Raw genomic sequence first — 25979 nt, forward strand, 5'->3', positions numbered from 1 at the left:
ATTGCCGTTCCCGGCCCGGTGTTTACAATTGCGATTCAATGGGAAACAGGCTCAGCACCGAGGTCGAGAACCGTTTCCAGAGCGAGGCGTTCGGCTCGGACCGATACGTCTTTTCCTCGCCGTTCACCACCGTGCGCCACCGCAGCCGTTCATGGCCGCTTTTTTCGGTGACGAGCTCCACCTTGTACGCTTTGGAGGACAGGGCGGAGTCCACACCGTCGCATATGGTTTCCGCCATGGAAGGGGAGTGGAATACGATTCCTATTTCGGTGTTTTCGATGGAGGAGCGTGGGTCTAAATTCATGGACCCGATGAAAACTTTTTCGCGGTCGAGTACGAATGTTTTCGAGTGGAGGCTTGCGCTCGATGAGCCGGAGAATATCCCCGTGGCGTGCGAGTCCCTGTCGTCGAAGGTTGGTTTCAGTTCGAACAGCTCCACGCCTGCCCTGAGGAGCGCCATCCTGTAGCGCGAATATCCGGCGTGAACGATGGGGACGTCGCTCGATTCGAGAGAGTTGGTCAGGATGCGGACCTTCACGCCTTTTTTCGAGAGTGCGGCCAGATATTTCACGCCCGAGCGGCCGGGGACGAAGTAGGGCGAAACCAGGAACAGCTCCCTGGTGAGTGCGTCGAATTTCGGCGTCAGTTGCGAGATGAGATGCAGATCCCGCCTGTCCCGCGTGTTGGTCAGTTTTTCGGGCAGATCGTACAGGACCGTTGCGTGTCCCCACTCGAAGGGGAGGTCGGCGATATTTTTCGTTTTCATGAGATCGGCGCTTCGGACCTTGTCGAGGTACGCCCTGTGCGTTTCATCGTTGACGGTGTCACGGAACCGCTTCAATTTCGCGTCCAGCTCCTGCTGTGTCGGTATGTGTTTGGCCAGGACCTGCGCGGGATAGGCCAGGTCGCTGTTCCAATATTCGTCGAAAGCCACGGAGACGTCGTCCACGACGCTTCCGACGCTCAGCACATCGAGGTCGTAGAAGGCCACGGCGGCCCCGGCGCTGAAATACTGGTCGCCGATGTTGCGCCCGCCGATGATGGCGAAGCGGTTGTCGGCGATGAAGCTTTTGTTATGCATCCTGCGGGTGACGTCCCCGAATCGCGTGATGATCTGGGTCAATTTGCCGAGGTTCCGTCCGAAGGGGTGGAACAGGCGGACTTCGAAATTGGGGAGGGAACCGAGGGCCGTGGCGGCGATGTCCCTGCCCACGATATCCATGTCGTCCACCAGGAGGCGGATGCGAACGCCCCGTTTGCTGGCCTTGATGAGCGCATCGGTGAACAGTTGGCCGGTCATGTCGTCGTGCAGGAGATAATATTGGGCGTCGATGCTTTTTTGGGCGGATTCGGCGAGGAGGATTCTCGCGGCAAAGGCGTCCAGCCCGTTCGCGAGGAGGAGAAGCCCCGACTCCCCGGCATGGGGCGCGGTCAGGGTTTGCGCCGCTTTGCCGAGTTCGGTGCATCCCGTGTCGGGCAGGGCGTATGAATCCGGCCGGTCGAAATCCTTGGGCAGCGAAGCGCACCCGGCCAGGACCGCCAACACCATGATCGCGATGAACGGAAAGCCGTTTGTCACTCTCTTCATGCGTCCTCGTTTCGGTTTTCCGGCGGCGGCGCGAATCCACGAACGATGATCCGTGCGTGAGAATTCCCGGCCGCTGCGTCCCGGGGGCGTCGATGTCCTGGGACGGGGCGGCCCATTGCAGACTCCCGCCCGTGTTCGGATATCCAATAGCCGTATTTATACCGTATCGGGCGTCAGGCCAAGCCCGTTAGAAACGGCAGGGGGGCCTTACCGTTTTGCCTTGAAAAGCCCCGTGAGGGAGTTGGGCCGGAATCCTGCCACGCGGCGCTGGAGATAGAGCAGTCCGCAACCGGCGAGCATGAAGCCGTCCCGAACGAGGGCCAACAGGGGGCCGGAAGGAGCGTTGTCGGTGTTCTTCGGAGTGCCGAAACAGCCGCAGTCCGCGTCGAGTCCGATGTGCAGGGCGTAGACCAGGATCGCCATGAACACCAACAACTGTGCGACAATGACGGACAACGCACCGCGAAGGTCGAAAATGAGCGCGAGCCCGGAGAGGACTTCCACTGTGGGGATGGCGTAGGACAGGAATCCGGCCATGCGCCAGGAAACCAGGCCGTAGATGTTGATGGTCACGGCGAAACCGCCGGGATTCATGAGCTTGAGCATCCCGGCGTAGACGAAGAGCAGGCCGAGAATCACGCGGATTGCTATGTAGATCGGCTTGGACGCGAGCGGCGATTTCATGGGGCTCCCTTTGGGTCTGCGTATGGCTGCCGGTCGACCATAAATGCTTCCGCGCCCGAGCGCAAACGGGAACAGGCTGCCGGTATCCTTCCTGAAAAAGTCTAGAAAAAATCAAGAATATCGGCCGGAACAGGTTGCAGTCTGTTGTGGTTGAAAAAAATATATGTGAAATGAGTTAGATGGAGTATGCTATCCCTTGTAGAAAGAGCGGATTTCCGGTACTTCAATAAAGAACGACAATGATCGCAATCCGCCAAGGGGGCGTGACATGACCGGCAAGAAAGTGCTTTCCGTGGCCGAGATCGCCCGCGAACTCGACCTGCCCGAATCCACGGTGCATTACTGGAAGAACAGGTTCGCCCAGCACCTGCCCAGTGTGGGGCGCGGCCGCCAGAAGCGTTTCCGGCCCGAGGCCGTGGATGTCTTCGCCGCCATCTCCCGACTGCTCAAGGAAGGGCACACCGCCCGCGATGTGATGGACCAACTTTCCCGGGACTACCCGTTGCAGGCGGACGCCGTGCCCGCGCCGACGGATGGCGGGCAGCCTCCTCTCCAGGCTCCGGGGGCCATGGAGCAGGTCATGGGCATGGCCTCGGCCATCGGGCTTGAGATCGCCCGGTCCGTGGGCGAGGGCATCCGCTCCGCGCTGGAATCCTCAGGCGGGGCCGCTCCCGATGTTTCCGACGTGCGCCGGGGGCTTGAGGAGGCCGCTTCGCGCATCACCGTGACCATGGAGGAGACCGAGTCCCTGCGGGCCGAAAACCGGGCGCTCCGGGAAAAGCTCGCGGTCATGGAGGCGGAGATGGTCCGTTTGCGCAAAGACCGGCGTGAAATGGAAAAATACCTGCTTGACAAGATAAAATCCGTATCTACTTAGTCCCTGTTCCCGGGAGGCCATTCCCGAACACACTCTCTCAGAAAAAAGTCCCGCCGGGTGCGTTGGTCGATGCACCCGGCGGGCGCGCATTACATTCCATCCGGAGGTATTTTTTCATGGGCACGAAAACCACCCACAAATTCAAGGCTGAAATCAGCCAACTCCTCGATATTCTTGTGCACTCGCTGTACACAAACAAGGAAATCTTCCTTCGGGAGTTGATCTCCAACGCGTCCGACGCCCTGGAAAAGGTCCGTTTCAGGACCCAGGCCGAGGGCAAGGCCGACGAACTCGCTCCCGAGATTCGCATCTCCTGCGACGCGGACGCCAAGACGCTGACCGTGAGCGACACGGGCATCGGCATGACCCGCGACGAACTGATGCAGAACATCGGCACCATCGCGCATTCGGGCACGGCAGAGCTGGCCCGGCTGGCCGAAGAGGGCAAGGAATCGCTCGATTCGCTCATCGGCCGGTTCGGCGTGGGCTTTTATTCCGTGTACATGGTCGCCGACGAAGTGACCGTGACCACGAAAGCTTTCGCCCCCGAGGCCAAGGTCGTGTCCTGGACCTCCGACGGCCGCACCGACTACAAGTTGCAGGATCTGGACGAGGACCGGCCCCACGGCACCGAGATCACCCTTCGCCTGAAGGACGACGAAGCCTCGCGGTTTACCAACGAGGCCCATCTCAAGCAGATCGTCAAGAAGCACTCCAACTTCATCAATTTCCCCATCTACGTGGGCGACGAGCGGGTCAACACGATCCAGGCCCTGTGGCGCGAGCCCAAGTTCCAGATCAAGCCGGAGCAGTACGCGGAGTTCTACAAGTTCCTAACCTTCGATTCCGAGGACCCCTTCGACACCCTGCATACTTCGGTGGACGCGCCGGTGCAGTTCAACGCCCTCATGTTCATCCCCAAGGACGGCGGTGATCCGTTCGGACTGGGCCGCGAGAACCGGGGCCTGGACCTGTACGTGCGCCGGGTGCTCATCGAGAAGCAGAACAAGGACCTGCTCCCCGAGTATCTGGGCTTCGTCAAGGGCGTCGTGGACACCGAGGACCTGCCGCTGAACATCTCGCGCGAGACCCTGCAGGACAACCTGCTCATGCGCAAGATCAGCTCCACACTGGTAAAGCAGGTGCTCGATCACCTGACCAAGATGGCCAAGGACGACGCCGACCGCTACGCCGAGTTCTGGCGCGCCCACGGAGAGCTGTTCAAGGCGGGCTACATGGACTTCCTGAACAAGGACAAGTTCGCCGGACTGGTTCGTTTCAACTCCTCGGCGCTGGACGACGACAAGGCGCTGACCTCGCTGGCCGATTACATTTCCCGGGCCAAGGAGGAGCAGAAGGAAATCTACTACGCCTACGGCCCGAGCCGCCAGGCCCTGAGCCTTTCCCCGCATCTCGAGGTGTTCCGGCGCAAGCATCTGGAGGTTATGTACCTCTATGAGCCCATCGACGAGTTCGTTATGGACGCCTTGCGCGAGTACGAGGGGTACTCCCTGGTCTCGGCCGAGCACGCCGACATGGCCAAGCTCGACAAGTTCGAGTCGGTGGAGAAGGAGGATAAGCCCGAGCCGCTGTCCGACGAGCAGAAGAGCGAGCTGGACAAGCTGCTCGCCCGCATGAAGGATGCGCTCGGCGACGCCGTGACCGAGGTCAAGGCGTCCACGAGGCTGTCTGAATCCCCGGTCTGCCTGGCCAATCCGGACGGCAACGTGACTTCGTCCATGGACAAGATCATGCGGGTCATGAGCAAGGACACCTCCATCCCCAAGAAGATTCTGGAGGTCAACCCGGATCACCCCCTGGTGCGCAACATGCTTGCCATCATGGAGCGGGACGAGAACGACCCGTTCATCGAGCAGGCCGCCAACCAGCTCTTCGAATCGGCCCTGCTCCTCGAAGGCTACCTGACCGACCCCCACGCCCTGGTGGGTCGGGTCCAGGATTTGTTGACCAAGTCGAGCGGCTGGTATGTCGCCACCGGCAAATAATATCGGCGGGGCAACTGCATAACGAAACGGCCCCGGGCGCGCCCGGGGCCGTTTTTTGCGTCTGCGGCGGAAGAAAACCGGGGCCGCGCAGATTATAACGGCGCGCAGCCTCCGGGAGTGCTAGGTTTGCGGCAATAGTCAGTTCCATACCCTGACCTCGTCCGTCCCCCCGGGGCGGGCGCGAACCTCCTTACGGGGAGCGGCCGGTTCTATCGACGCCGGACCGGCCGTTCCCGCTCCGAAAGTCTAGTAGCCCATTCCCAGAAGCTGGCGGCAGAGTTCCGTGGCGTAATGGTCGGTCATGCCGGAGACGTAGTCCACGATGGCCATCATGATGCGGTATTGGCAGCGCTCGTCGTCCTTGGGGATGGCGTCGACGATCTCGTCGCCGAGGATGGTCTTGATCTTCTTGTTGGCGGGCGAGAGCTTCGGATCGCAGAACCCGCCCACGTCGACCATGGCCTGGTCGAGGAGCCTGCCCAGGGCGTTCCGGGCCCCCAGTTCGAGGATGGCCTTGCGGCGCGAGAAGAATATCTTGCCCGAGATGTTGTCGTAAACGTCGTGGATATGGCGGCAGATGCCGTTTTTCGACTCCTCCATCAAACTGGAGTTCTTGTCGAAGGCGCCGGTCATGATGTCGTCGTAGTGCGCCTGGAAGATGGCGGCGGCTTCATTGGTCGCGGCGGAAATGAGCTTGGCCCGGAGCAGGCTGTTGCGCTGCCGGAAATGAGACTCCCGCACCCAGGCGTATCGCTCTCCCGGGCCCGCTTCCAGGCCCAGGTGTTCCGCGAAGCGTTTGAACATGAACCATTCGTCCAGGATGCCCAGTTCCGTGGCGTCCTCGATGTCGATGATGCGGTAGCAGATGTCGTCCGCGGCCTCGGTCAGGTAGGCCAGGGGCGGCCTGGACCACCTGTTGCCCAAAGGGATCAGCCCGAGGGCGGCGGCCACCGTTCCCATGGCCTCGGCCTCGGTCTGGAAGTAGCTGAATTTGTCCTTTTCGGCGGCCAGGGACGACCAGGGATATTTGAGCAGGGCGCCCAGGACCGCATGGGTGGGGCTCATGCCGGTCTGGTGGAAGCCGGTGGACAGAAGGACGCGCACCGCCATGGCGTTGCCGTCGAACCGGGTGAAGTCCGAGAGGCACTCCTCGGGGAGGTTCCCGAAATCCGCTTTTCTGGCCTTGAACCAGTCTTTGATGGCCTCCTCGCCGCTGTGGCCGAAGGGCGGGTTGCCGATGTCGTGGGCCAGGCAGGCGGCCTGCACGGCCTCGCCCACGTCGCGGGGCTCCAGCCTGCCGGGCAGCTCGCCGCGCTCCTCGAGGAACGCGCCCGCCAGTTCGCCCAGGGTCTTGCCCACGGAAGCCACTTCCAGGCTGTGGGTCAGCCGGGAGTGGATGTGGTCGTTCTCGTTCAGGGGGTGGACCTGGGTCTTGCGGGCCAGCCGACGGAAGTGGTCGCTGAAGAGGATGCGGTCGACGTCGCGTTGAAAGGGGCTGCGGATATCCTTGCTCTCGCTTGTATAACCGTAGCGAGTGGTGTCGAGCAGCTTGTTCCAGTCCATTCTGGTTTCGGAGCCCATGGTCGTTCCTCCGGGAGGCTTGAGGCGTTTTTGACGAACGTCCCCTACTCACCAGATTATCACGGGGCGGTCAACCTCCCGGAGTCACGGCAAAAATGCGCGGGGCCGGGGCAGGGCGCATCCCTGCCCCGGCCCCGCGAGCCGGTCGATTGAAGCCTAGAGCGTCGGGTCCATCGCCGAGGTCAGCAGCCTGGCGATGTCCATGACGTCGGGCTTGTATCGGCCTGCATTCACTTCGGCCTTGAGCCGGGCGATCTTGCTGGCGCGCTCTTCGGCGGTGTCCCGGTGGCGGCCGGAGCACACTTCGCCGAAGGCGTCGAGCATGTGCTCGGTCTCGATGTCGTCCGCGGTCCGTCCGCGGCTGTCTTCATAACCCTTCATTAACCCCTCCCTGGGTTATTGAAGTCTGCGGGAAGGCGGTTTGAAGCCTTCCCCGATGTCTCCCTCATCCGTCGCGCCGGCCCCGGCCGCGTCCCTGCGACCGACGTTTGCGCAACCGTGCGGATGCGTTCTCCGCGCGTCCGGACCTGACCGGGCGCACGAAGTTGCTACTCTTATCGGACGCGGGGCGCGAATGCTTAGGGTGGACGGACGGATTTTCGATGTTGGCGTTGCTCCGCTGTTTCAGTCCATCGCGCTTGACGGGGAGAGAACGCCGGAGCCGCGTATCCGCAAGGACTGCGGCCATTCCCGGCGGACGCGCGATCATGCCGGGCGCGTTTCGAGGGGGGGCGTGAAACGGTTGCGCCTTTTCCCGCGCCGCCCGATCGTCACCCGTTCGCCATGACGCCCCAGGGAGCGTCGGGCATGTTGCTTCTAGACTTTCTCGTGAAAACTGGTCATGATTCTGATAACCGGATGCACATATAACGGAGGCTCAAAATGAAATTGATTCGCTGATTCCCGGCCATGGGTGCCAAGGCGTGAAAAGCCCAGGAATCAACTTCAACCACCGGACGGGGGATTATGGCCCAGAAGCACTTTGTCCTCGATACCAACGTCCTCATTGAAAACCCCAAAAGCATCATCGCCCTGAGAAACGGGGCGGAAAACCAGATATACATCCCCTACACCGTCCTTGATGAACTGGACGGACTGAAAAAAGACCCGCGCATCGGCCACATCGTCTCCCAGGCGGTGCGGGCCATTCTCGAAGACGAAGCCGTCAACATCTTCCCGCCCGACTTTGCGGCCACCCTGACCGACAACCTGATGGACGACCGAATCCTGAAGGAAATTCTTCATGTCGGGCCTGAAAACGCCACGCTCATCACCAACGACCGCATCCTCCAGATCAAGGCCAAGTGCTACGGCATTCCCTCCGAGGAGTACCGCGATTCCGACCCGTTCCGGTCCGAATCCCAGCGGTACACCGGGTTTGTGGAGGAAGGGGATGAGCCTGTGCGCAACTGCTTCCGCTGGGAGAACGGCACGCCGATCTTCTATGGCCCGGAAGGTCCCAGGGAGATCAGCTATACCCATGAGATATGGGGTGTGAAGCCGCGCAGCGTGTATCAGAACCTGGCTCTCGAACTGATGCTTTGCGACGGGATAGACCTGGTCTCCATTCAGTCCGAGGCGGGCTACGGCAAGACGTTCCTCTCCCTGGCCGCCGCCCTGTATCTGATGCTCGAACGCAAGGACAATCCCTACCGCAAGATATACCTGGTCAAGCCGGTGGTGGAGATCGGGGCCAAGATGGGCTACCTGCCCGGCGACATCGAGGAGAAGATGCTGCCGTACATCAAGTACATCCAGGATCTGCTCATCAAGCTGCACGATATCCGGCCCTGCAACCGTATCTGGCTCGACCCGCAGGGAGACTCGTTCAAGTTCAACCCCAAGAAGCTGGAGGTTCAGCCCGTGGCCTTCCTGCGCGGCATGAACATCGAGAACGCGGTGGTCATCGTGGACGAGATGCAGAACCTGTCGCGCGGCGAAACCCGCGCCCTGCTGACGCGCATGGGCGAAGGGGTGAAGTGCATCTGTCTGGGCGACACGCGCCAGGTGGACAACCCGTATCTCAACGAAGCCAACAACGGCCTCAACTGGACAGTCCGCAAGCTCAAGGGGTACAGAAACTATGCGCACATGGTTCTCAAGGGCGACCGATCCAGGGGCCCCATCACGGACATTGTGCTGAAATCGAAACTGTAACCGACCGTCCGGAGCGGCTTTCCGCCCGGCGGGCTTGACGGGAGCTTTCATGCCCATGAGGCGGACAGCCCTCCCGCTGCTTGCGGGAATCCTTCTTCATTGCATTGCGCTGTCCGGTCTTTCGCCGTTTACGGCCGAGGCCCGGGCGGGGGATGTGGAGATGCTTTCGCCCATGCGGAGCGCCGCCTTCCCGTCGCTGGAATCGGCCATCCGCATCAAGGGACCGCTTCGTTTCTGCGGCGAATTCGTGCCCCTGCATCTGCCGGAGGTGCGCGAGCGGCTGGAGAAGGAATTGCTGCTCATGCTCTGGGACCGCGCCCAGGTCATTCTCTGGCTCAAACGCACTGGCCGCTATTTCCCGCATATCGAGACCGTGCTCCGGGCCGGGAACATGCCCGACGACCTCAAGTTCATCGCGGTCATCGAGTCCGCGCTGAAGCCGGAGGCGGGGTCCAACCGGGGGGCGCGCGGGGTGTGGCAGTTCATCCCCTCCACGGCGGCCAACTACGGCCTGACCGTAGACCGGTTCATCGACGAGCGGCGCAACTTCTATTTCGCCACCCGGGCGGCTTCGGCCTATCTCAAGGATCTGCACGACAGGTTCGGCTCCTGGACCCTGGCCTGCGCGGCCTACAACATGGGCGAGCAGGGGCTGGAACGGCAGATCGAGAAGCAGGAGGTCGACGATTACTACCATCTCCACCTGCCCGCAGAGACCGAGCGCTACATTCTCCGGGCCATCGCGGCCAAGCTCATCCTGACCGATCCGTCCCGCTACGGCTTCGACTTGTATCCTGAGGACTACTACAGTCCCGGCAAATTCGACCGCGTCAAGCTGCGGGCCAAGTATCCCACGCCCCTGACCCTGGTGGCCAAGGCGGCGGGGACTTACTACAAGCTCATCCGCGACCTCAATCCGCAGTTCCTGGGCGACGTCGTACCGCCCGGGCAGCATGTCCTTTTCCTGCCCGAGGGATCGGCCGGGGAATTCGCCGAGCGGTATCACCCGCTCATGGCCAAGTACCGCGAGACCCTCAAACCCGAGACCTACGTGGTCAAGCAGGGCGACTCCCTGACCGGCATCGCCCAGGAGCACGACATGAGCCTCGCCCAGTTGTGCAAGCTCAACAAGCTCGGCAGGCGGGCGACCATCCACCCCGGACAGGAACTGCTCGTCAGATAGGCCTGCATTCCTCCTCAGTCGTGGGCGGGCCGGGAAACCCTGTAGTTGCGCGCCAAGTATTCGATGATCGCCCTGTGGTCGTCGATGAAGACGTGTCCGCCCGCCGTTCTCATGGGCAGGCCGTCCGCCCTGGACGGGTCGCCGACAACAAGGCAGGGACAGCCCTGGTGCTCCTCGCCCAGCAGGGCGATGATGGCGTGTCTCGGGCGTTCAAAGGGAATGGTGCGGATGTCGAGCCTTTCCCGGACCTCAGGATAATAGTGGAGCAACCCTTCCAGGATCGCGCATTCCGGTCAGTAAAGCGGGCCTCGCAGGCCGCTGGTGAAGTCGCCCACCAGGGTGAACAGGATATCTTTGGACATGGTTTCTCCTTGTTTGGGGCCCTTTTCAGGCCCGTCCTCCGTATCGCACCCTGCCCCGCAGCGGGCAAGAAAAACGTGTTTCGGCCCGCTGGCGCGGCCGCCCGTGTCGTCGTTTTTTGGGGAACTAACTCTTTAATTTTGCTGAAGGGGAAATCAGGGGTTGTAGGCCGCTTCGCGGCAATAGTCGGGTGATTTCGCCTCCGGCGGGCAAGGGCTCGCACCCTTGCATCCCCTGTATGCGCCTTCGGCGCGGGCTTTTTTCGCTCCGTGGCGTTTTGTTGAGGCAGCGGGGATAAAGGTATCGGTCTAGAAAAAAATGCCCCGGTCATCTGACCGGGGCATTTTTTATTGCGTGATCGCAGCCGCTACATGCGGGCGAGGGCCTCTTCGGGGGTGATGGACTCGATGTCCAGGGCGGCTCCGACCGCGGGGCAGGTCAGCTTGCCGTCCCAGGTGTTCAGGCCGAGGGCCAGACCGGCGTCGTCCTTGAGGGCGTCCACGCCCTTGGCGGCCAGGCGCAGGGCGTAGGGGGCGGTCTGGTTGACGAGAGCGAAGGTGGAGGTGCGGGGCACCGCGCCGGGCATGTTGGCCACGCCGTAGTGGACCACGCCGTCGATGACGTAGGTCGGGTTGTCGTGGGTGGTGGCGTGGGTGGTCTCGATGCAGCCGCCCTGGTCCACGGCCACGTCGACGATGACCGCGCCTTCCTTCATCAGCGGCAGCATGTCGCGGGTGATGAGGTTGGGGGTCTTCGCGCCGGGCAGCAGGACCGCGCCGATGACGAGATCGGCGCGCTGGACCATCTGGCGGATGTTGGGCTCGGTGGACATCATGGTGGTGATGCGGCCCTGGAAGACGTCGTCCAGGTACTGGAGACGCTGGTGGGAAAGGTCGAGGATGGTCACGCGCGCGCCCATGCCCATGGCGATGCGGGCGGCGTTGGTGCCGACCACGCCGCCGCCCAGGACGAGCACTTCGGCGGGGTACACGCCGGGCACGCCGCCAAGCAGGATGCCTCGGCCGCCCTGGGTCTTCTCGAGATAATGGGCGCCGACCTGGGTGGCCATGCGGCCCGCGACTTCGGACATGGGGGTGAGCAGGGGCAGGGTGCCGTCGGCGGACTTGACGGTCTCGTAGGCGATGGCGGTGGTTCCGGCGTCGAGCAGGGCCTTGGTCAGCTCTTCCGCGGCGGCCAGATGCAGGTAGGTGAAAAGAATCATGTCATTGCGCAGGTACTTGAACTCGCTTTGAAGCGGTTCCTTGACCTTGATGACCATCTTGGCGTTCCAGGCTTCCTCGGCGGAAACCATTTTTGCGCCTGCGGCAACGTACTCCTCGTCGGACAGCCCGCTTCCCAGACCCGCGCCGGTCTCGACGAGCACTTCGTTGCCCTGGCGGACCAGGGATTCAACCGCGCCGGGGGTCATGGCGACGCGATTTTCCAGCGTTTTGATTTCCTTGGGGATACCGATAATCATCTGATGCTCCTTTGCAAACTCCCCGCCCTCTCCGGCGGATAAACGTTATTGAGTGAAGGTATCGACCACGGCGTCGGGCAACAGCAGCCATTTGCGCCGGGATTTCATGACCACGAAGGATTCGGAGGCGTTGATGCCGCCCACGCGCGACAGGTCCTCGTTCAGGAACGCATAGAGGTCGTCCATGCCTTCCCGGCAGATGATCTCGACGATGATGTCGTATCGCCCGGTCACCACTGCGGCCCAGTTCACGCGGGGCAGCGCGCCGATCTGGTCCAGCTTTTCGCCGAGCTGCTCGTGGCTCATCAGGCTGATGCCGACCAGGGCCACGGTCAGCCCCTTGACGCGCATGGGGTTCACGAGTCCGGCCACCTTGAGCGCGCCCATCCGCATCAGGTTTTTCAGCCTGGATCGGACCGTGGGCGCCGTCACGCCCGTGGCGGCTCCGATTTTGCCGGGCGAGAGCTGTCCGTCGCGGGTCAGTTCGGCCACCAGCCGCTTGTCTTGGGAATCCAGTGAATTTTTCATTTTTGTCAGTCCATGTTTTCGTTTTGGAAAGCGTGACAGTATTGATTTACCTAAAAGTAAAAAAAGTTGTCAATTGTTTTTTGACAACGGAATATAACCCTGTCTTTGACCGGTTCGCCGGGCGGCGCAAGGGGAAAGACGCCGCCCGGACCGGACCGCGAGATGGATAACACTGCGCCGCATTCTCGGCACGCGTTGCTTTTTGTTGGAATGCATTTTAGATTGCGCAATGGTCCATGGTTCAGCACATTTTCACCTGTTTCCGGTCCTGCTGCTCGCCGTGCTGTCGCTGCCCGTCCTCTCGTACCAGGCGCGGGCCGAAGGCGAGACGTTGCGCATCGCCACCATCGAGCTTGGTACGGGCGGGCGGTTTGAAGACGGGCGTCCGACCGGGTTCTGCTACGATCTCGGGAACGCCCTTGCGCGCGAGGCCGGGTTCGAGCCGGTCAATCGGCTCGTGCCCCTGGCGCGGGGGGTGGAGGAAGTCGTCCTGGGCCTGGCCGACATGATAATCGTCGCGCCGGACGAGCGGATCGACGAGGCGGCCGAGAACATCGGCCTGGTGGAGACCCTGACCATAGTGGCCTGGGGGCGGGTGGAGACCCCCTTGCGCAGCAAGCGGGACCTGGCAGGGAAAACCGTGGCCTTGGTCCGGGGGTCGCGGCTTGACCGCGGGCGGGGCGGAGAACTGCGGATCGTCCGTTTCCCCTGCCGGAATCACGAACTGGGCTTCAAAATGCTCATGGCCGGGCGAGTGGATGCCGTGATCGGTCCCATCGGGGGGCTGGCCTTCGCCGCCGAGAAGGTCGGCGTGCGAAGCCGCTTTCTGGGCGAACCGCTTGTCATCGGCGAAGCTCCCGTGCACGTCTATGTGTCCAAGCGCCTGCCGCGCGACGCGCGGAATCGACTGAGGCGCGTCCTGAAGCGATTCCACGGAGACGGAACCGTGACCCGGCTGCGCAATCGGTATCCCTTATAACTGAGATGACAGTGTGCGGGGAGTCGTGTAGAGGCTTTCAGGAGGATGTGAGGTCCTGGAGTCGTTCCCCCAAGTCCACGTTTCCCGGATAACAGATGCTAGCAGACAAGCCCAAGAGAAAACGGCCTCTTCTGACCAGCAGGTCCATCTCTCGGGACCTGACTCTCAGTCTGGTGGTCATCGTCATGCTCATCGCCACGGCTCTTGGCGGGTTCATCTATTGGCAGCAGTCCGAAGAGATGTGGGCCACCGCCAAGCGCAAGGGTGAGGACACCATCTCCTCGGTGGCCGAAATCCTGGCCGTGCCCATCTGGAACCTCGACTACGACAATGCCCGGCTCATCGGCTCGGTCTACACCCATGACGACATGGTCCAGGGCATCCGCATCTACGGTTCGCGTAACGAAGTGGTTTTCGCCCACGAGAAATTTTCCGGCGAGCCGGCGGACTTCAACGCGGTTCGTCCCATCGTCTTCGAGGGCAGAACCATCGGCCGGGCCGAAATAGATTTCACTCTGGAGCGCGAGAAAAAACGGCTCGACGAGCAGATGTTTGTTTCCATCATCATCATCGTCGTCTCCATCTCCGTCATTCTGGCCATCACCGGCCTGCTCCTGCGCGTTTTCCTGAACAAGCCGCTCAAGGTCCTCCAATCCGGCATCGCCCGCGTGGCGAAGGGTGACTTTTCCTATGATTTCGGCGAGGTCTACCATGCCGAGCTGTTGGAAATCGCCAAGCGGTTCCGGCGCATGTCCAGCGAGATCGAAGGCCGCGAAAACAAGCTCCAGACCATGAACAAGACCCTCCAGGAAGCGGAGGAAAAATACAGGTCCATCTTCGAGAACGCCATCGAAGGTATTTTCCAGGCCACGCCGGACGGCGTGCTCCGCCGGGCCAACCCGGCCATGGCCCGCATCTTCGGCTACGATTCCCTGGACGAGTTCCTGTCCAACGTCCGCTCCCTGAGTTCCCGGATCATGGTCAATCCCGACCACATGCAGGGGTTCTTCGACAGGGTGCGCGACCAGGGCGAGGTCAAACGGTTCGAGGCCGAGTACTACCGCCGGGACGGCAATACCATCTGGGGTTCCCTCAACGCCCGGGCCATCTACAACGAGAAGGGAAACTACGTGTTCGTGGACGGCATCCTCGAAGACATCACGGACAGGAAAAAAGCCGAGCAGGACCTGGCCGACCTCAACCGCCACCTGGAGCAGCTCGTCCGCGAACGCACCGAGGATCTGGTCAACAAGGCCCGTGAACTCGAAGAGGCCAACCAGCGGCTTCGCGAGCTGGACGAAATGAAGTCCACCTTCCTCTCTTCGGTCTCCCACGAGCTGCGCACGCCCCTGACGTCCATCCTCGGTTTCGCCAAGCTCCTGAACAAGGAATTCACCCGCAATTTCCTGCCCCTGGTAGCCCCGGAGAGCCTTCTGGCCCGCAAGGGCAAGCGCATCCGCGAGAACCTGGCCATCATCAGCCACGAAGGGGAGCGCCTGACGCGGCTCATCAACGACGTTCTCGACCTGAACAAGATCGAGTCCGGCTCCATGGGGTGGCGCGACGAGGAACTGGACATGAACGAGGTCATCGAGGTGGCCGCCAGTTCAGTTTCCGGCATGTTCGCACAGACCTCCCCGGAGCTGCGCACCGAAATTGCGCCCGGCCTGCCGCGCATCTTCGCCGATCGCGACCGTATGCAGCAGGTCTTCGTCAACCTGCTCAACAACGCCTCGAAGTTCACCGAAAAAGGTTTCGTCACCCTGCGCGCATTCCCGCGTTTCGGACAGTTGCGCGTGGAGGTAGTGGACACCGGCACCGGCATCCATCCCGAAGACCAGTCCCAGATATTCGAGAAGTTCCACCAGACCCACACCGACGACACCATGGTCAACAAGCCCAAGGGCACAGGTCTCGGCCTGACCATCTGCCGCGAAATCATCGAGCACTACGGCGGCCGCATCTGGGTCGAATCCGAAGTAGGCGTAGGCTCCACCTTCATCTTCACCCTGCCCGCCATGCAGTAGGCGGGGCGGCCGCGCCGGTTGGGCGTCTCCGACTGTTCAAGAATCTTTTGGAAAGGGAACTGCCTCGTAACTGTCGGAAGAGGGAAATCAGGTGTTGAAGGCCGCTTCGCGGCAATGGTCGGGAGATTTCGCCTCCGGCGGGCAAGGGTTCGCACCCTTGCATCCCCTGTATGCGCCTTCGGCGCGGGCTTCTTTCGTTTTGCGGTGGGAGAGTTTCTCGAAAAAAAGCCCCCGTCCTGATGATCCGGGACGGGGGCTTTTATTCTTCGTATTCGGGAGCGCGGCTACTCGTCGTACTCGTATTCGATGTCGATGTGCACGGACTTGCCGTAGCGCGTCTCAAGGTCGGCCAGGATGCCGCGCTTCTTGTTGAGCAGGTAGATGGCCAGTTCCTCTTCGCAGTTGTATTCGACGGGTTCTGTGCCGGGCTTGCGCAGGTCGCGGTGGATGTCCTTGAGGGACTGGAGGGCCTGCCATTCCATGTTGCGCCGGATTCCAGTGCCCTTGCAGCAGGGGCACGGCTCGGTGGAGATGGCGATGGCGGAGGAGCCGAGCCGCTGGCGGACCAGCTCCATGAGGCCGAAGGAGGAAATGCGCGAAACATCGGTCCGGGCGCGGTCGTTCTTCATCTCGGCGCGCATGACCTTTTCCACCTCGCGGCAGTCCTTGGGGTTCTTCATCTCGATGAAGTCGATGACCACCTGGCCGCCGATGTCGCGCAGCCTGAGCTGGCGGGCGATCTCGCGGGCGGCTTCGACGTTGGTCTTCAGGGCCATCTTCTGGAAATTCTTTTCGCCGCCGATCTTGCCGGAGTTGATGTCCACGGCGGTCAGGGCCTCGGTGGCGTCGAAGACGAGCCGTCCGCCCGAGGGCATGGACGCTTCGCGGGAGTAGATTTCCTCCACCTGCTTGACCAGGTTGAACCGCTCAAGCAGGGAGAGCTCGTTGTCCTCGTGCAGCCGGACCAGGTTGTTCTTGCGCGGGAAGGCCAGCTTCACGAACTGGTGGACCTGCTCGTAGGTCTCCTTGTCGTCCACCCAGATTTCGGTGACGTCGGAGGTCAGGTAGTCGCGCACGGCGCGCGCGGCCAGCCCGAGTTCCTCGTAGACCACTGCGGGAGCCTTGACCTTCTGGGCGTTGGAGCGGATGTCGGTCCACAGCCTGTTCAGGTACTTGAAGTCGCGTTCCAGGGCGGCCTTGGACTGGCCGACGGCAGCGGTGCGGGCGATGAGCCCCACGCCTTCGGTGGTTTCGAATCCTTCCAGCGCGGCTTTGAGCCGGGCGCGTTCCTTTTCGTCCTCGATCTTGCGCGAAACCCCGATCTGGCTGCGGCCCACGGTGTAGACGAAGCTGCGGCCGGGCAGGGAGAGGTAGGAGGTCAGGAAAGCGCCTTTTTTGCCGGTGGGTTCCTTGACCACCTGGACCAGGACTTCCTGGCCGGGCTTGAGCACCTTCTGCATGAGCGGGAAGCGCTGGCCCTTCTTGGTGGGCACTTCGGTGTTGTAGTATTCGGGATGGACTTCGTCGATCTGGAGGAACCCGTTCCGTTCGGCTCCGTAGTTGATGAACGCGGCCTGAAGACCGTTGTCGATGTTGTGGATGTAGCCTTTGTAGATGTTGCCCTTGGTCTTGGCCTGATGGACCATCTCAACGTAATATTCGTTGACCTTGCCTTCTTCGGCGATGACGACTTCTACCTGTTCTCCCGGCAGCACGGAGATGAACATCTTCTGCCGTTTCTTTTTGGTCATGGGGAACCTCTCGACGAGAAATGTGGGTGTCGGGTCCCGGCGCGCCCCTTAGTCTTCTATGACATGGCCCGTTCCGTGGTAGAATGTCTCCCCCCGGTCATCCCGGCGGGTGACGTCGCCCATTTTTTCCAGGGCTTCCACGGCCAGGCGGACCTTGTCGAGGTCCGCCCCAAGGGCCAGGGCCAGCTGTTCCGCGGTCTGGGGCCTGCGGCTCAGGGAGGCGGTCACGGCAGCGGTCATCCGCTCCATGCTCATCTCCTTGCCGCCTGCGGCCCGCCGCTCCTTGTCGCGGGTTTCCCCGCCTCCGAGCGCCAGGCGCCACCGGCTTAAAACCTCCCCGTCCACGGGGCGGACCCCCTTGACCGTTCCGGGACGGGTCAGCGTGACCACGTCCACCCGGTCGGGGGCAAGCCGTTGGCAGAAAATGCGTAGCCTGCCGAGGTTCTCGTCGGAATCGTTAATTCCTTCGGCAAGCAAAATTTCCAAAAATATCTTTCCGTTGAATTCCTTCCTGAAGGCGAGGAGCCCTTGGGCTACAGCCTCGGGATCAACGGATTTGTCCGGCCGGTTAACCCTGGCGAATTCTTTGCTTACCAGGGAATCCAGGCTGGGCAGGACAACGTCGGCCGCGCAGAGTTCGCGCCGGACTTCGGGGTCGGTCATCAGGCTGGCGTTGGTCAGCACGGCCACGGGAATCCCCGGAAAGAGCCGCTTGGCCCCGAGGATGATCGTTTCCATGTCCGAGTTCAGGCAAGGTTCGCCCAGGCCGCCCAGAGTAATCATGTCGGGCGGCTCCAGCCCTTCTTCCTTCCACAGGGAAAGCTCCTTGAGAATGTCGGCCGCCGGGACGTACACCCTGCGTTCGCAGGTCCGGTCCCTGGTGGCTCCCACCTCGCAGTAGACGCAGTCCATGGAACAGATTCGGTCGCCGAGCAGATCGAGTCCGAGGGAGCGGCCGAGCCGTCCGCTCATTACCGGGCCGAAGACGTATTTGTATGCCATGTCGCGTCGCGTTCCTTGCAGTGGGTATTCCGTAACCCTTGCCAGCTTATTAAGTACCGTTGCGATTCTGTCAAGCGCGTCGGTGATATCCGTCCGGTTGGAATTAAATAATGGTTCCCACGGCGGGACTTGCGTAGGTTGGGGCAGATTCTCGTCGCCAGGAGGAGCCTGTCGTGTTTGAAGTAGTCCTTTCAACCCTGAGATTTTGCGCCATCGGCCTGGCCTTGTGGCTTTTTATCCGCGTCGACAGGAGCGTCAGCTACGGTCGGCGCGGTTTTTTGTTTATCAAACTGGGCTTTTTGGTGTTTTTGTTCGCGAACTTTCTGGAGATCGCCGAAGCGTTGAATATTCCGGCTTGGACCGAGCTCGGCGGTTCCGGCCTGCGCGTCTACCTGGTCGATATGGGCGGCAGGCTGGGCGGGGCTGTCCTGCTGCTGATCGGGCTGTGGCGCTGGCTGCCGTCCATCCGGACCATGGGCGAGGTCCAGGAGAGGCTGGACCGGGCAAAGGCCGACCTGGAAGAGCATTTCCTGGCCCGGACCAGGGAGCTTGAGGAGGAAGTGGGACGCCGGTGCCGCGCAGAGACCGAGGGACGCATGTCGGAAGAGCGCCGCCGCATTCTGTTCGAGAACAGCCCTGTGGGCATCTCCCACGGTTTCATCGGCGGACGGTTCGTGGAGCGCAACATGGCCTTCGTCCGGATGCTCGGCTACGATTCCCCCGAGGAAATGGCCCGGGTTCAGGCGCTGGAAGGCGACACCTTTTCCCATGTGGTCGAGCCCGAGGACGTGGAGCTCATCGTGGAGCGGACGCGGACCGAAGATTTCATTCAGGGGCTGGTCGTTCGTATGCGGCGCAAGGATGGGGCCGTGCGCTGGGTTCGTCTGGACATAGCCATGGCCAGGGACCGGCATGGGAAGAACTATTATTTTTACGCGTTCGCCCTGGACGTGACCGAACGCAAGGAGCACGCCGACGGACTGGAGCGGGCCAGGCGGCGTTTGAAGAGCATCCTCGACACCCTGCCCGTGGGCGTCTTTGTGGTTGATGTCGAAACGCGAACCTTGATTAGTGCGAACCCCATGGCCCTGCGCATGAGCGGATATTCTCTCGGCGAGCTGGTCGGGAAGCCCTGCCGGGGGATTCTATGCGGCGACAATTCCCTGTGCCCCGTGTTCAATGGGGAAGGCGGCGCGTGCGTGGACGAGAATTGGCTGACGGCCAAGGACGGCGGGCGGCTGCCGGTGTTCAAAAGTATGGTCGCCACCACGGTGGACGGCAGGGAGAGCCTGGTGGTAAGCCTGCTGGACATCTCCGAGCAAAAGCGGCTGGAAGATCTGCGCGAGGACGTGAACCGCATCGTGGTTCACGATCTCAAGGCCCCTGTCATCGGTGTCGTCAACGTGTGCCGGTATCTGCTCCTGGAAGAGGAGGGCATGGACGCCGAGTTGCGCGAGATGCTTCAGGCCATCGAGTTCCAGGCGGAAAAGGCGTTACGCATGATCGCCCTGTCCCTGGATCTCTACAAGATCGAGATCGGCACCTACGCCTACGAGCCGGAGTCCATTGATCTCATGGACGTGGTGCGGCAGGTCCGGGCCAATCTGGCCGCCACGGCTGAGGGCAGGGGACTGGCCGTGGAGGTCCTGCTCGACGGTTCGCCGGACGCCGGGGGCGAATTGTTCGTCCCGGCCAACGCGCTGCTGCTTGAGTCCATGGTCGGCAACCTCCTGCTCAACGCGCTGGAGGCGGCTCCGAGGGACGGAGCGGTCTCTGTCCACGCGGAGACGGGCGACCCCGCGGTCCTGACCATCGACAACTCCGGCGCCGTACCCGCCGAACTGCGCGACTCGTTCTTCGACAAGTACGCCACCGGCGGCAAGAAGGGCGGGACCGGACTCGGGACCTATTCGGCCCGGCTGGCGGCCTCGGCCATGGGCGGAGACATCGGGCTTTCAGTCTCGGACGAGGAGGACAAAACCTCCGTCCGGGTGACGCTGCCGGGCGCGTGAACCCCCTTTCCCTTGACTTCCGGCCTCGCGAACCGTACTCAGGGCCATCATTTTCAGGAGGCATATAATTTATGATCGAACCGGGAAAGCTCATTCTGCTCATCAGCCACAAGGGCAAGCGCTACCTGCGCAAACTCGAGGCGGGCGGCGAGGTCCACACCCATGATGGCAAGCTGCTCATGGACGAAGTGGCCGAAGCCGGATACGGCCAGTACGTCGAGACCCACCTCGGCAAGTCCTATCTCGTGCTCAAGCCCACCCTGCATGATCTCATCAAGGGCGTGAAGCGCCAGACGCAGATCATGTACCCCAAGGAGATCGGCTACCTGATGATGAAGCTGGGCATCGGTCCCGGTTCCACGGTCATCGAGTCCGGCACCGGCTCCGGCGGCCTGACCACCGCCCTGGCCTGGTTCGTCGGCGATACCGGAAAGGTCATCACCTACGAGCGGCGCGCGGATTTCTACAAGCTGGCGGGCAAGAACCTGGAACGGGTCGGCCTGGCCGACCGCGTGGAGCAGGTCAACCGCAATATCGAAGACGGTTTCCTGCATTCCGGGGCGGACGCCCTGTTCCTGGACGTGCGCACCCCCTGGGAATATCTCCATTCCATTCCGGAAGCGGTCATCCCCGGTGCCATGTGCGGTTTCCTGCTGCCCACGGTGAACCAGGTTTCCGATCTGCTGCGCGGCCTTGAGGACGGCCCCTTCGCCGATCTGGAAGTTCTCGAGATCCTGGTCCGCCGCTGGAAGCCCGTGGCCGACCGGCTGCGTCCGGACGATCGCATGGTGGCTCACACCGGCTTCCTGGTCTTCGCCCGGTACATGGAGCCGCCCGTTTCCCGCCCCCGGCCCGAGGCCGTGCCCGCCGAGGACGACGCCTTCGCGGAAGGTCCCGTTTCCGAGGAACTGCCCGGCGAGGCGTTCCCGGATGACGATCCCGACGCCCTCGAGGTTTAGCAAGAGTCCTATTGAGGCCCGCTCCCGGAGCGGGCCTTTTTTGTGTTTTTGGGGCGGCGGTTATCGGGGAGAAAAGGGGAAAAAGGTGCGCCCCGCTCGACAACGGCGGGTTGAAGAAGTATGTTTTCGGCCCGCATCCGGCCTGCCGCGGCAGGCTGATGGATGATGGATAACGACTACCGACGACGGTCCATGCCGTCCACCGAGGACAAAGCCTTTGACGCATCACCCCACCTCCGGCGATCTGCTCCGCAAGCGCATTCGGGCTCATGCCGCCCGCATGAGCCGCGGCGACGATCCCGTGGAGTTCTGGGCGGCCTTCTGCGAGGCCGAACTGGCCGGGCGCTATGCGGCCGCGCACAGCGGCGAAGGATGCCTGCCGGATATCGCGGCGGCGCGGATGCGCACCCTGTTGCTCAGTATGCGCACCCCCGTATTGCTGCTCAACGCGGATTTCGAGGTGGAGGTCATGAACCCCGCGGCAGTCGAGCTGACCGGAGCGGACGGCCTCGAAGCGTGGTGCCGCGGCGATCATGCGTCCGTGCCCCTCGCCAGGCTCGCTCCCTGGCTGGTGGGCGCGCTTGAGGCCGGGAGTTTTCGGGAGGACGAAGGCAGTTGCAGGCTCGACGTGCCCGTCGCCTGCCGGGCCGACGATCGGCATTTCAATGTGTCCGTCTCCCTGACCTCGGATTTTTCCGATCGGCATGACGGGTACGCCGTGGTTCTCGACGACATTTCCGACAGGGTTGAAGACGAGCGGAAGCTGGCGGGCGAGCGCAACCGGGTGGCCCACTACCTGGATGTCGTCGTGAGCATGGTCTTCGTCCTGGACGCCGCCGGGCGCATTTCCATGGTCAATCGGACCGGTTGCAGGGAATTGGGGTACGCCGAGGAGGAACTCCTGGGCAGGGACTGGGTCGACGCCCTGGTCCGGCCGGAAAGCAGGGACGAGATTCGGGACTGCCTCTGTCTGGTCCTTTCGGGGCAGTTGGAAGATGAGGAGGAACGCACCTTCCCGGTGATCGGCGGGGACGGGGAGTCCCGGCTGGTCCGCTGGCGGTGGCGGCCTCTGGGACATGATGGCTGCCTGCCCGTCGGACTGATTCTTTCGGGCATCGACATTACCGAGCCGAGAGCCGTCGAAGAGGCTTTGGCCGAGAAGGAGCTGTGGCTGCGCAGCACGTTCGTGGCCCTGGGCGAGGCCGTGCTCATTCTCACGCCGGACATGACCATTCTTGACGCCAATCCCGCGGCCGAGGTCATGTTCCAGAAAACCCAGCCGGAGTTGCAGGGGATGCCCGTGGGCAACCTGCACGTCAACGCATCCCATTACGAGGAATTTCAGGGCAGGATTCGGGCTGTCTTCGAGGCCGGGGAGCGCGCCTTGTTTGAACTGTCCCTGAAGCGCGGCAACGGCGAAATATTTCCGGCCGACCAATCCGTTTCGCTTATCAAAGGCGATGACGGAGCCACGCTGGGAGTGGTCCACGTCATCCGCGACATTTCCGACCGCAAGCACGCCGAGGCCGAACTCAAGCGCAGCGAAGAGAAATTCCGGCGCATATTCGAGACCATCGAGGAAGGATACATGGTCACGGATTTGGAAGGCATCGTGCTCATGGTCAACCCGGCCACGTGCAACCTGCTTCAATACGAGGAGTCCGAGCTGGTGGGCAGGAACCTCGATGTCCTGTACCGGCAGCCCTCCGAACGGGCTGTTTTTCGGAAGACCCTGTGCGAAAAGGGGGCCGTCCGGGGCGTGCAGATGACCGCCCGGCGCAAGGACGGGAGCATAATCATCATTGAGGCCAACGCACACCAGGTCCTCAATTCCCTGAACGAGCCCGTGGGCATGGAAGGAACCTTCCGCGACATCACCCGGCGCATCGGGGCCGAAAAGGCCCTGCGCGAGAGCGAGAAGCAATACCGGGCCTTTTTCGAGAACAACCACGCCATCATGCTCCTGACCGATCCCAAGTCCGAGCGGATCATCGACGCCAACCCGGCGGCCGGGGACTTCTATGGCTATCCGCTTGACGTCATGCGGTCCATGAACATGAGCCAGATCAACGATCTGAACCCGGATGAGATGTTCGCGGAGATGCGTCGTTCCATGGACGAGGGGCGGACCTACTTCATCGTGCGTCATCGCCTGGCGAGCGGCGAACTGCGCGATGTCGAGGTCTATTCCGGACCGATCATGGTCCAGGGGGTGCAGCGGCTGTACTCGGTCATTCACGACGTGACCAAGCGCATCGAGCTGGAGCAGGAGATGAAACTTCTGGCCACTACGGACGCTTTGACCGGGGCCAACAACCGCCATCAATTTTTTGCCCTCGGAGGGGTTGAGGTGCAGCGGGCCAAGCGTTATGAACAGCCGCTGACAATGCTCATGTTGGACATTGACTATTTCAAGTCAATCAACGACACCTACGGCCACGCCGCCGGGGACATGGTCCTCAAGGCGATGGCCGCCTCCGTCTCGTCCATCCTGCGCGCTTCGGACATCTTCGGGCGTTTGGGCGGGGAGGAATTCGCCGCCATACTGCCCCAGACCGATATAGAGGATGGGGCCGAAGTGGCCGAAAGGCTGCGCCGAACCCTGGCCGGGCTCGTGGTGGAGGTGGGCGATCAGAGCGTCTCCTTCACGGTCTCCGTCGGAGTTACGCGGGTGGACGGCAAGGACAGGACGGTCGAGGAGGTCCTCAACCGGGCCGACGAAGCCCTGTACAAGGCCAAGCGCATGGGTCGCAACAGGGTTGTCCTGGGCTGACGCGGGAGCTTTTCCGAAGTTTGCGGCGGGGGGCCGTCAACCTCTGAGAACCCTTTTCATTGGCCGGTTTTTCCTTGAAAAAACCTTGACGTTTTCCCATGGGTTTGGAATATGGTTCTGAGTTTTAAGTGACGATTTTCACAACTTATCAGGAGCCTTTTCGTGAAATCCCCGCCCGTCCCCTGTGGAGTCGGGCCGCAAGTGGGCCAATTCACGGATTGTTGCAGGTTGATGATGACTTTTGAATCCATGTTGGCCGCAAGAAAGGCCGAGCTGTCGGAAAAGTGGGCGGAACTGGTCCTCAAGACCTACCCCAAGGAAACCCAGAAAGTGTGGTCCCGGCAGAAAGATCGATTTCAGAACCCCGTGGGGGCGGCCATCATCGAGGCCACCGGGGAGCTGATCGGTCATTTGATTGAGTGGCAGGATGCGGGGCGGATCGCCGTCAGCCTGGATAGGCTCATCCGCATCAGGGCGGTGCAGGATTTCACCCCCTCTCAGGCCATCAGCTTCGTGTTCCTGCTGAAAAAACTCCTTCGCGACGAGTTTTTCCAGCCCATGAAGAAGAATGGCACACTGGACGAGCTGCTCAAATTCGAGGCCAAGGTGGACAATCTGGCCATGATGTCTTTCGACATCTATTGCAAGAGTCGCGAAGAGGTGTTCCGGTTCCGCGTGGAGGAAGTGAAGCGCGCGCAGAGCAGTCTGCTCAGGAAGGCCGGATTGGTAGCGGACGTTACGGTCGACAAGTCGACCGATTAGGGACGCGCCGGGTGTGGCGCACGGTGTAAAGCCGGGCGAAGTTATGACGAGGGGTGGGGGTTCCGGCCATGCGGCCGGGGTCCGTCTTCTGTGCATATCTTCAGCATCTTTACATCGGCCCCGCCGAAGGCGTCCCGAAAGTGGCAGGCCGCTCAGGTACGTACCTGCGGTCCAACCTTCAAGCGAGGTGACGGTAGATGAATGCTCTTTACTCACTTCTGTTCGTCTTTCTCCTGGTGTTGATCCCGTTGTTCGGGGTTGATGCGGCACACATGAGGACTTTCTTCGGTGTCTGCATCCCGACGACGGCGTTCATCATCTTCATTATCGGCTTTGTATACAAAGTCGTCACCTGGGGTCGGAGCGCCGTGCCGTTCCGCATCCCTACAACCGGCGGACAGTTCAAATCCTTTGACCCCGAACTGTTCAAGCAGAACAAGCTGGACTGTCCCCAGACCGGCGCTCAGACCTTCTTCCGCATGGTGCTTGAGGTCTTCGCGTTCCGGTCTCTGTTCAGGAACACCGCCGTGTCCCTGCACGAGGGCAAGGACTACCCCGTAGTCGCCTACAAATCGAGCAAGTGGCTGTGGCTCTTCGCCATCACCTTCCACTACTCCTTTTTCATCATCGCCCTGCGGCATCTGCGCCTCTTCCTCGAACCGATCCCGTTCATTCCCGTGGGCGCGCTCGAATTCGTGGACGGCATCCTGCAGATCGGCGCTCCGGTCATGTACCTGAGCGACCTCGGCCTGGTGGCCGGCGTGCTCCTGCTCATGGGCCGCAGGCTCGTCAACGCCAAGATCAACTACATCAGCTACGTCTCCGACTTCTTCCCGCTGTTCCTGATCCTGGCCGTCGCCCTGTCGGGCATCTACATGCGTTACTTCGCCAAGGTCGACATCATCGCGATCAAGGAGTTGACCATGGGTCTGGTGACGTTCCACTACGTCGTCCCCGAGACCGTCACCGTCTCCTTCTTCGTCCACGTCTTCCTGGTCAGCGTACTTATGGCGTACTTCCCGTTCAGCAAACTCATGCACATGCCGGGCGTCTTCCTGTCCCCGACCCGCAACCTGCCGAACGACTCTCGCGCCAAGCACCATGTGAACCCTTGGAACGATCCGAACATCAAGGCGCACGCCTATGCCGACTACGAGAAGGAATTCGGCGTGCCCATGGCCGAGGCCGGGCTGCCCCTGGACAACCCGGAGAACGGCGTGCCCAAAGACGAGGCCGAGGCCTAGGGTTCACCATCCGGTGATACTTTCTT

Annotated in this window: 20 protein-coding genes; 11 read left to right on the forward strand and 9 right to left on the reverse strand. The window is 61.8% G+C overall.

Features of this window, described 5'->3' with window-relative positions; genetic code table 11:
* Positions 1 to 22: 22 nt before the first annotated feature.
* Together PSN43_RS12000 and PSN43_RS12005 are read right to left on the reverse strand one after the other, a co-directional pair.
* Entirely contained in the window at positions 23 to 1588 is a 1566-nt protein-coding gene (locus PSN43_RS12000; protein WP_272700967.1) for a phospholipase D family protein, read from the reverse strand.
* Between the two features lie 207 nt (positions 1589 to 1795).
* A complete protein-coding gene (locus PSN43_RS12005) occupies positions 1796 to 2272 on the reverse strand; it encodes a DoxX family protein (protein WP_272700968.1) in 477 nt (158 codons plus the stop codon).
* A 268-nt stretch (positions 2273 to 2540) separates the two neighbouring features.
* Between PSN43_RS12005 and PSN43_RS12010 the strand changes: the two genes are divergently transcribed.
* Both PSN43_RS12010 and htpG read left to right on the forward strand, forming a co-directional pair.
* Positions 2541 to 3149, forward strand: coding sequence for a MerR family transcriptional regulator (locus PSN43_RS12010; protein WP_272700969.1), 609 nt, complete (start codon positions 2541 to 2543; stop codon positions 3147 to 3149).
* A gap of 116 nt (positions 3150 to 3265) precedes the next feature.
* Positions 3266 to 5155: a molecular chaperone HtpG gene (gene htpG, locus PSN43_RS12015; RefSeq protein WP_272700970.1), complete on the forward strand. Its 1890-nt coding sequence runs from the start codon at positions 3266 to 3268 to the stop codon at positions 5153 to 5155.
* 246 nt (positions 5156 to 5401) lie between these two features.
* Here htpG and dgt read toward each other — a convergent pair whose 3' ends face one another.
* Together dgt and PSN43_RS12025 are read right to left on the reverse strand one after the other, a co-directional pair.
* Positions 5402 to 6736: a dGTP triphosphohydrolase gene (dgt, locus tag PSN43_RS12020; protein ID WP_272700971.1), complete on the reverse strand. Its 1335-nt coding sequence runs from the start codon at positions 6734 to 6736 to the stop codon at positions 5402 to 5404.
* Positions 6737 to 6892: 156 nt separating this feature from the next.
* Positions 6893 to 7117, reverse strand: coding sequence for a flagellar biosynthesis anti-sigma factor FlgM (locus tag PSN43_RS12025; protein ID WP_272700972.1), 225 nt, complete (start codon positions 7115 to 7117; stop codon positions 6893 to 6895).
* A 585-nt stretch (positions 7118 to 7702) separates the two neighbouring features.
* On the opposite strand from PSN43_RS12025, the gene PSN43_RS12030 reads away from it, so the two are divergent.
* Positions 7703 to 8893, forward strand: a complete 1191-nt coding sequence (locus PSN43_RS12030) for a PhoH family protein (RefSeq protein ID WP_272700973.1) — start codon at positions 7703 to 7705, stop codon at positions 8891 to 8893.
* Between the two features lie 55 nt (positions 8894 to 8948).
* Positions 8949 to 10076: a lytic transglycosylase domain-containing protein gene (locus PSN43_RS12035; RefSeq protein WP_272700974.1), complete on the forward strand. Its 1128-nt coding sequence runs from the start codon at positions 8949 to 8951 to the stop codon at positions 10074 to 10076.
* Between the two features lie 14 nt (positions 10077 to 10090).
* Here the strand turns inward: PSN43_RS12035 and PSN43_RS12040 are convergent, their stop codons facing one another.
* From PSN43_RS12040 to PSN43_RS12050, 3 genes are all read right to left on the reverse strand, one after another.
* On the reverse strand, positions 10091 to 10357 hold the full coding sequence (locus tag PSN43_RS12040; protein WP_336314040.1) for a DUF3088 family protein: 267 nt from the start codon (positions 10355 to 10357) through the stop codon (positions 10091 to 10093).
* Between the two features lie 446 nt (positions 10358 to 10803).
* On the reverse strand, positions 10804 to 11916 hold the full coding sequence (gene ald / locus PSN43_RS12045) for an alanine dehydrogenase (RefSeq protein ID WP_272700975.1): 1113 nt from the start codon (positions 11914 to 11916) through the stop codon (positions 10804 to 10806).
* Between the two features lie 45 nt (positions 11917 to 11961).
* Positions 11962 to 12444 carry an Lrp/AsnC family transcriptional regulator gene (locus PSN43_RS12050; protein WP_272700976.1) on the reverse strand — a complete coding sequence of 161 codons (483 nt, stop codon included), beginning with the start codon at positions 12442 to 12444 and terminating at the stop codon, positions 11962 to 11964.
* Positions 12445 to 12673: 229 nt separating this feature from the next.
* On the opposite strand from PSN43_RS12050, the gene PSN43_RS12055 reads away from it, so the two are divergent.
* The gene (locus PSN43_RS12055) at positions 12674 to 13423 is read left to right on the forward strand and encodes a substrate-binding periplasmic protein (RefSeq protein WP_272700977.1); all 750 of its coding nucleotides are present in this window, start codon (positions 12674 to 12676) and stop codon (positions 13421 to 13423) included.
* Positions 13424 to 13518: 95 nt separating this feature from the next.
* Positions 13519 to 15450, forward strand: a complete 1932-nt coding sequence (locus PSN43_RS12060) for a sensor histidine kinase (protein WP_272700978.1) — start codon at positions 13519 to 13521, stop codon at positions 15448 to 15450.
* Positions 15451 to 15734: 284 nt separating this feature from the next.
* On the opposite strand, the gene PSN43_RS12065 is transcribed toward PSN43_RS12060, so the two are convergent.
* Both PSN43_RS12065 and PSN43_RS12070 read right to left on the reverse strand, forming a co-directional pair.
* Positions 15735 to 17201: an Rne/Rng family ribonuclease gene (locus tag PSN43_RS12065; RefSeq protein ID WP_272700979.1), complete on the reverse strand. Its 1467-nt coding sequence runs from the start codon at positions 17199 to 17201 to the stop codon at positions 15735 to 15737.
* 48 nt (positions 17202 to 17249) lie between these two features.
* The gene (locus PSN43_RS12070) at positions 17250 to 18203 is read right to left on the reverse strand and encodes a radical SAM protein (RefSeq protein ID WP_272700980.1); all 954 of its coding nucleotides are present in this window, start codon (positions 18201 to 18203) and stop codon (positions 17250 to 17252) included.
* Between the two features lie 173 nt (positions 18204 to 18376).
* On the opposite strand from PSN43_RS12070, the gene PSN43_RS12075 reads away from it, so the two are divergent.
* From PSN43_RS12075 to dsrM, 5 genes are all read left to right on the forward strand, one after another.
* A complete protein-coding gene (locus tag PSN43_RS12075; RefSeq protein WP_272700981.1) occupies positions 18377 to 20215 on the forward strand; it encodes a PAS domain-containing sensor histidine kinase in 1839 nt (612 codons plus the stop codon).
* Between the two features lie 71 nt (positions 20216 to 20286).
* On the forward strand, positions 20287 to 21174 hold the full coding sequence (locus PSN43_RS12080; protein ID WP_272700982.1) for a tRNA (adenine-N1)-methyltransferase: 888 nt from the start codon (positions 20287 to 20289) through the stop codon (positions 21172 to 21174).
* Positions 21175 to 21391: 217 nt separating this feature from the next.
* Positions 21392 to 23947: a PAS domain S-box protein gene (locus PSN43_RS12085; RefSeq protein ID WP_272700983.1), complete on the forward strand. Its 2556-nt coding sequence runs from the start codon at positions 21392 to 21394 to the stop codon at positions 23945 to 23947.
* A 249-nt stretch (positions 23948 to 24196) separates the two neighbouring features.
* Positions 24197 to 24709: an RsbRD N-terminal domain-containing protein gene (locus PSN43_RS12090; protein WP_336314038.1), complete on the forward strand. Its 513-nt coding sequence runs from the start codon at positions 24197 to 24199 to the stop codon at positions 24707 to 24709.
* Between the two features lie 197 nt (positions 24710 to 24906).
* The gene (dsrM, locus tag PSN43_RS12095) at positions 24907 to 25953 is read left to right on the forward strand and encodes a sulfate reduction electron transfer complex DsrMKJOP subunit DsrM (RefSeq protein ID WP_272700984.1); all 1047 of its coding nucleotides are present in this window, start codon (positions 24907 to 24909) and stop codon (positions 25951 to 25953) included.
* Positions 25954 to 25979: the final 26 nt, after the last annotated feature.

It is taken from the genome of Desulfovibrio sp. Fe33 (assembly GCF_028532725.1).
Lineage (GTDB): Bacteria > Desulfobacterota > Desulfovibrionia > Desulfovibrionales > Desulfovibrionaceae > Pseudodesulfovibrio.

Coding starts and splice junctions, on each gene's coding strand:
- PSN43_RS12080 (WP_272700982.1), top strand. CDS start 20,287: ATGATCGAACCGGGAAAGCTCATTCTGCTCATCAGCCACAAGGGCAAG.
- PSN43_RS12055 (WP_272700977.1), top strand. CDS start 12,674: ATGGTCCATGGTTCAGCACATTTTCACCTGTTTCCGGTCCTGCTGCTC.
- ald (WP_272700975.1), bottom strand. CDS start 11,916: ATGATTATCGGTATCCCCAAGGAAATCAAAACGCTGGAAAATCGCGTC.
- PSN43_RS12070 (WP_272700980.1), bottom strand. CDS start 18,203: ATGGCATACAAATACGTCTTCGGCCCGGTAATGAGCGGACGGCTCGGC.
- PSN43_RS12050 (WP_272700976.1), bottom strand. CDS start 12,444: ATGAAAAATTCACTGGATTCCCAAGACAAGCGGCTGGTGGCCGAACTG.
- dsrM (WP_272700984.1), top strand. CDS start 24,907: ATGAATGCTCTTTACTCACTTCTGTTCGTCTTTCTCCTGGTGTTGATC.
- PSN43_RS12005 (WP_272700968.1), bottom strand. CDS start 2,272: ATGAAATCGCCGCTCGCGTCCAAGCCGATCTACATAGCAATCCGCGTG.
- htpG (WP_272700970.1), top strand. CDS start 3,266: ATGGGCACGAAAACCACCCACAAATTCAAGGCTGAAATCAGCCAACTC.
- PSN43_RS12060 (WP_272700978.1), top strand. CDS start 13,519: ATGCTAGCAGACAAGCCCAAGAGAAAACGGCCTCTTCTGACCAGCAGG.
- PSN43_RS12025 (WP_272700972.1), bottom strand. CDS start 7,117: ATGAAGGGTTATGAAGACAGCCGCGGACGGACCGCGGACGACATCGAG.
- PSN43_RS12065 (WP_272700979.1), bottom strand. CDS start 17,201: ATGACCAAAAAGAAACGGCAGAAGATGTTCATCTCCGTGCTGCCGGGA.
- PSN43_RS12090 (WP_336314038.1), top strand. CDS start 24,197: ATGTTGGCCGCAAGAAAGGCCGAGCTGTCGGAAAAGTGGGCGGAACTG.
- PSN43_RS12010 (WP_272700969.1), top strand. CDS start 2,541: ATGACCGGCAAGAAAGTGCTTTCCGTGGCCGAGATCGCCCGCGAACTC.
- dgt (WP_272700971.1), bottom strand. CDS start 6,736: ATGGGCTCCGAAACCAGAATGGACTGGAACAAGCTGCTCGACACCACT.
- PSN43_RS12035 (WP_272700974.1), top strand. CDS start 8,949: ATGAGGCGGACAGCCCTCCCGCTGCTTGCGGGAATCCTTCTTCATTGC.
- PSN43_RS12030 (WP_272700973.1), top strand. CDS start 7,703: ATGGCCCAGAAGCACTTTGTCCTCGATACCAACGTCCTCATTGAAAAC.
- PSN43_RS12000 (WP_272700967.1), bottom strand. CDS start 1,588: ATGAAGAGAGTGACAAACGGCTTTCCGTTCATCGCGATCATGGTGTTG.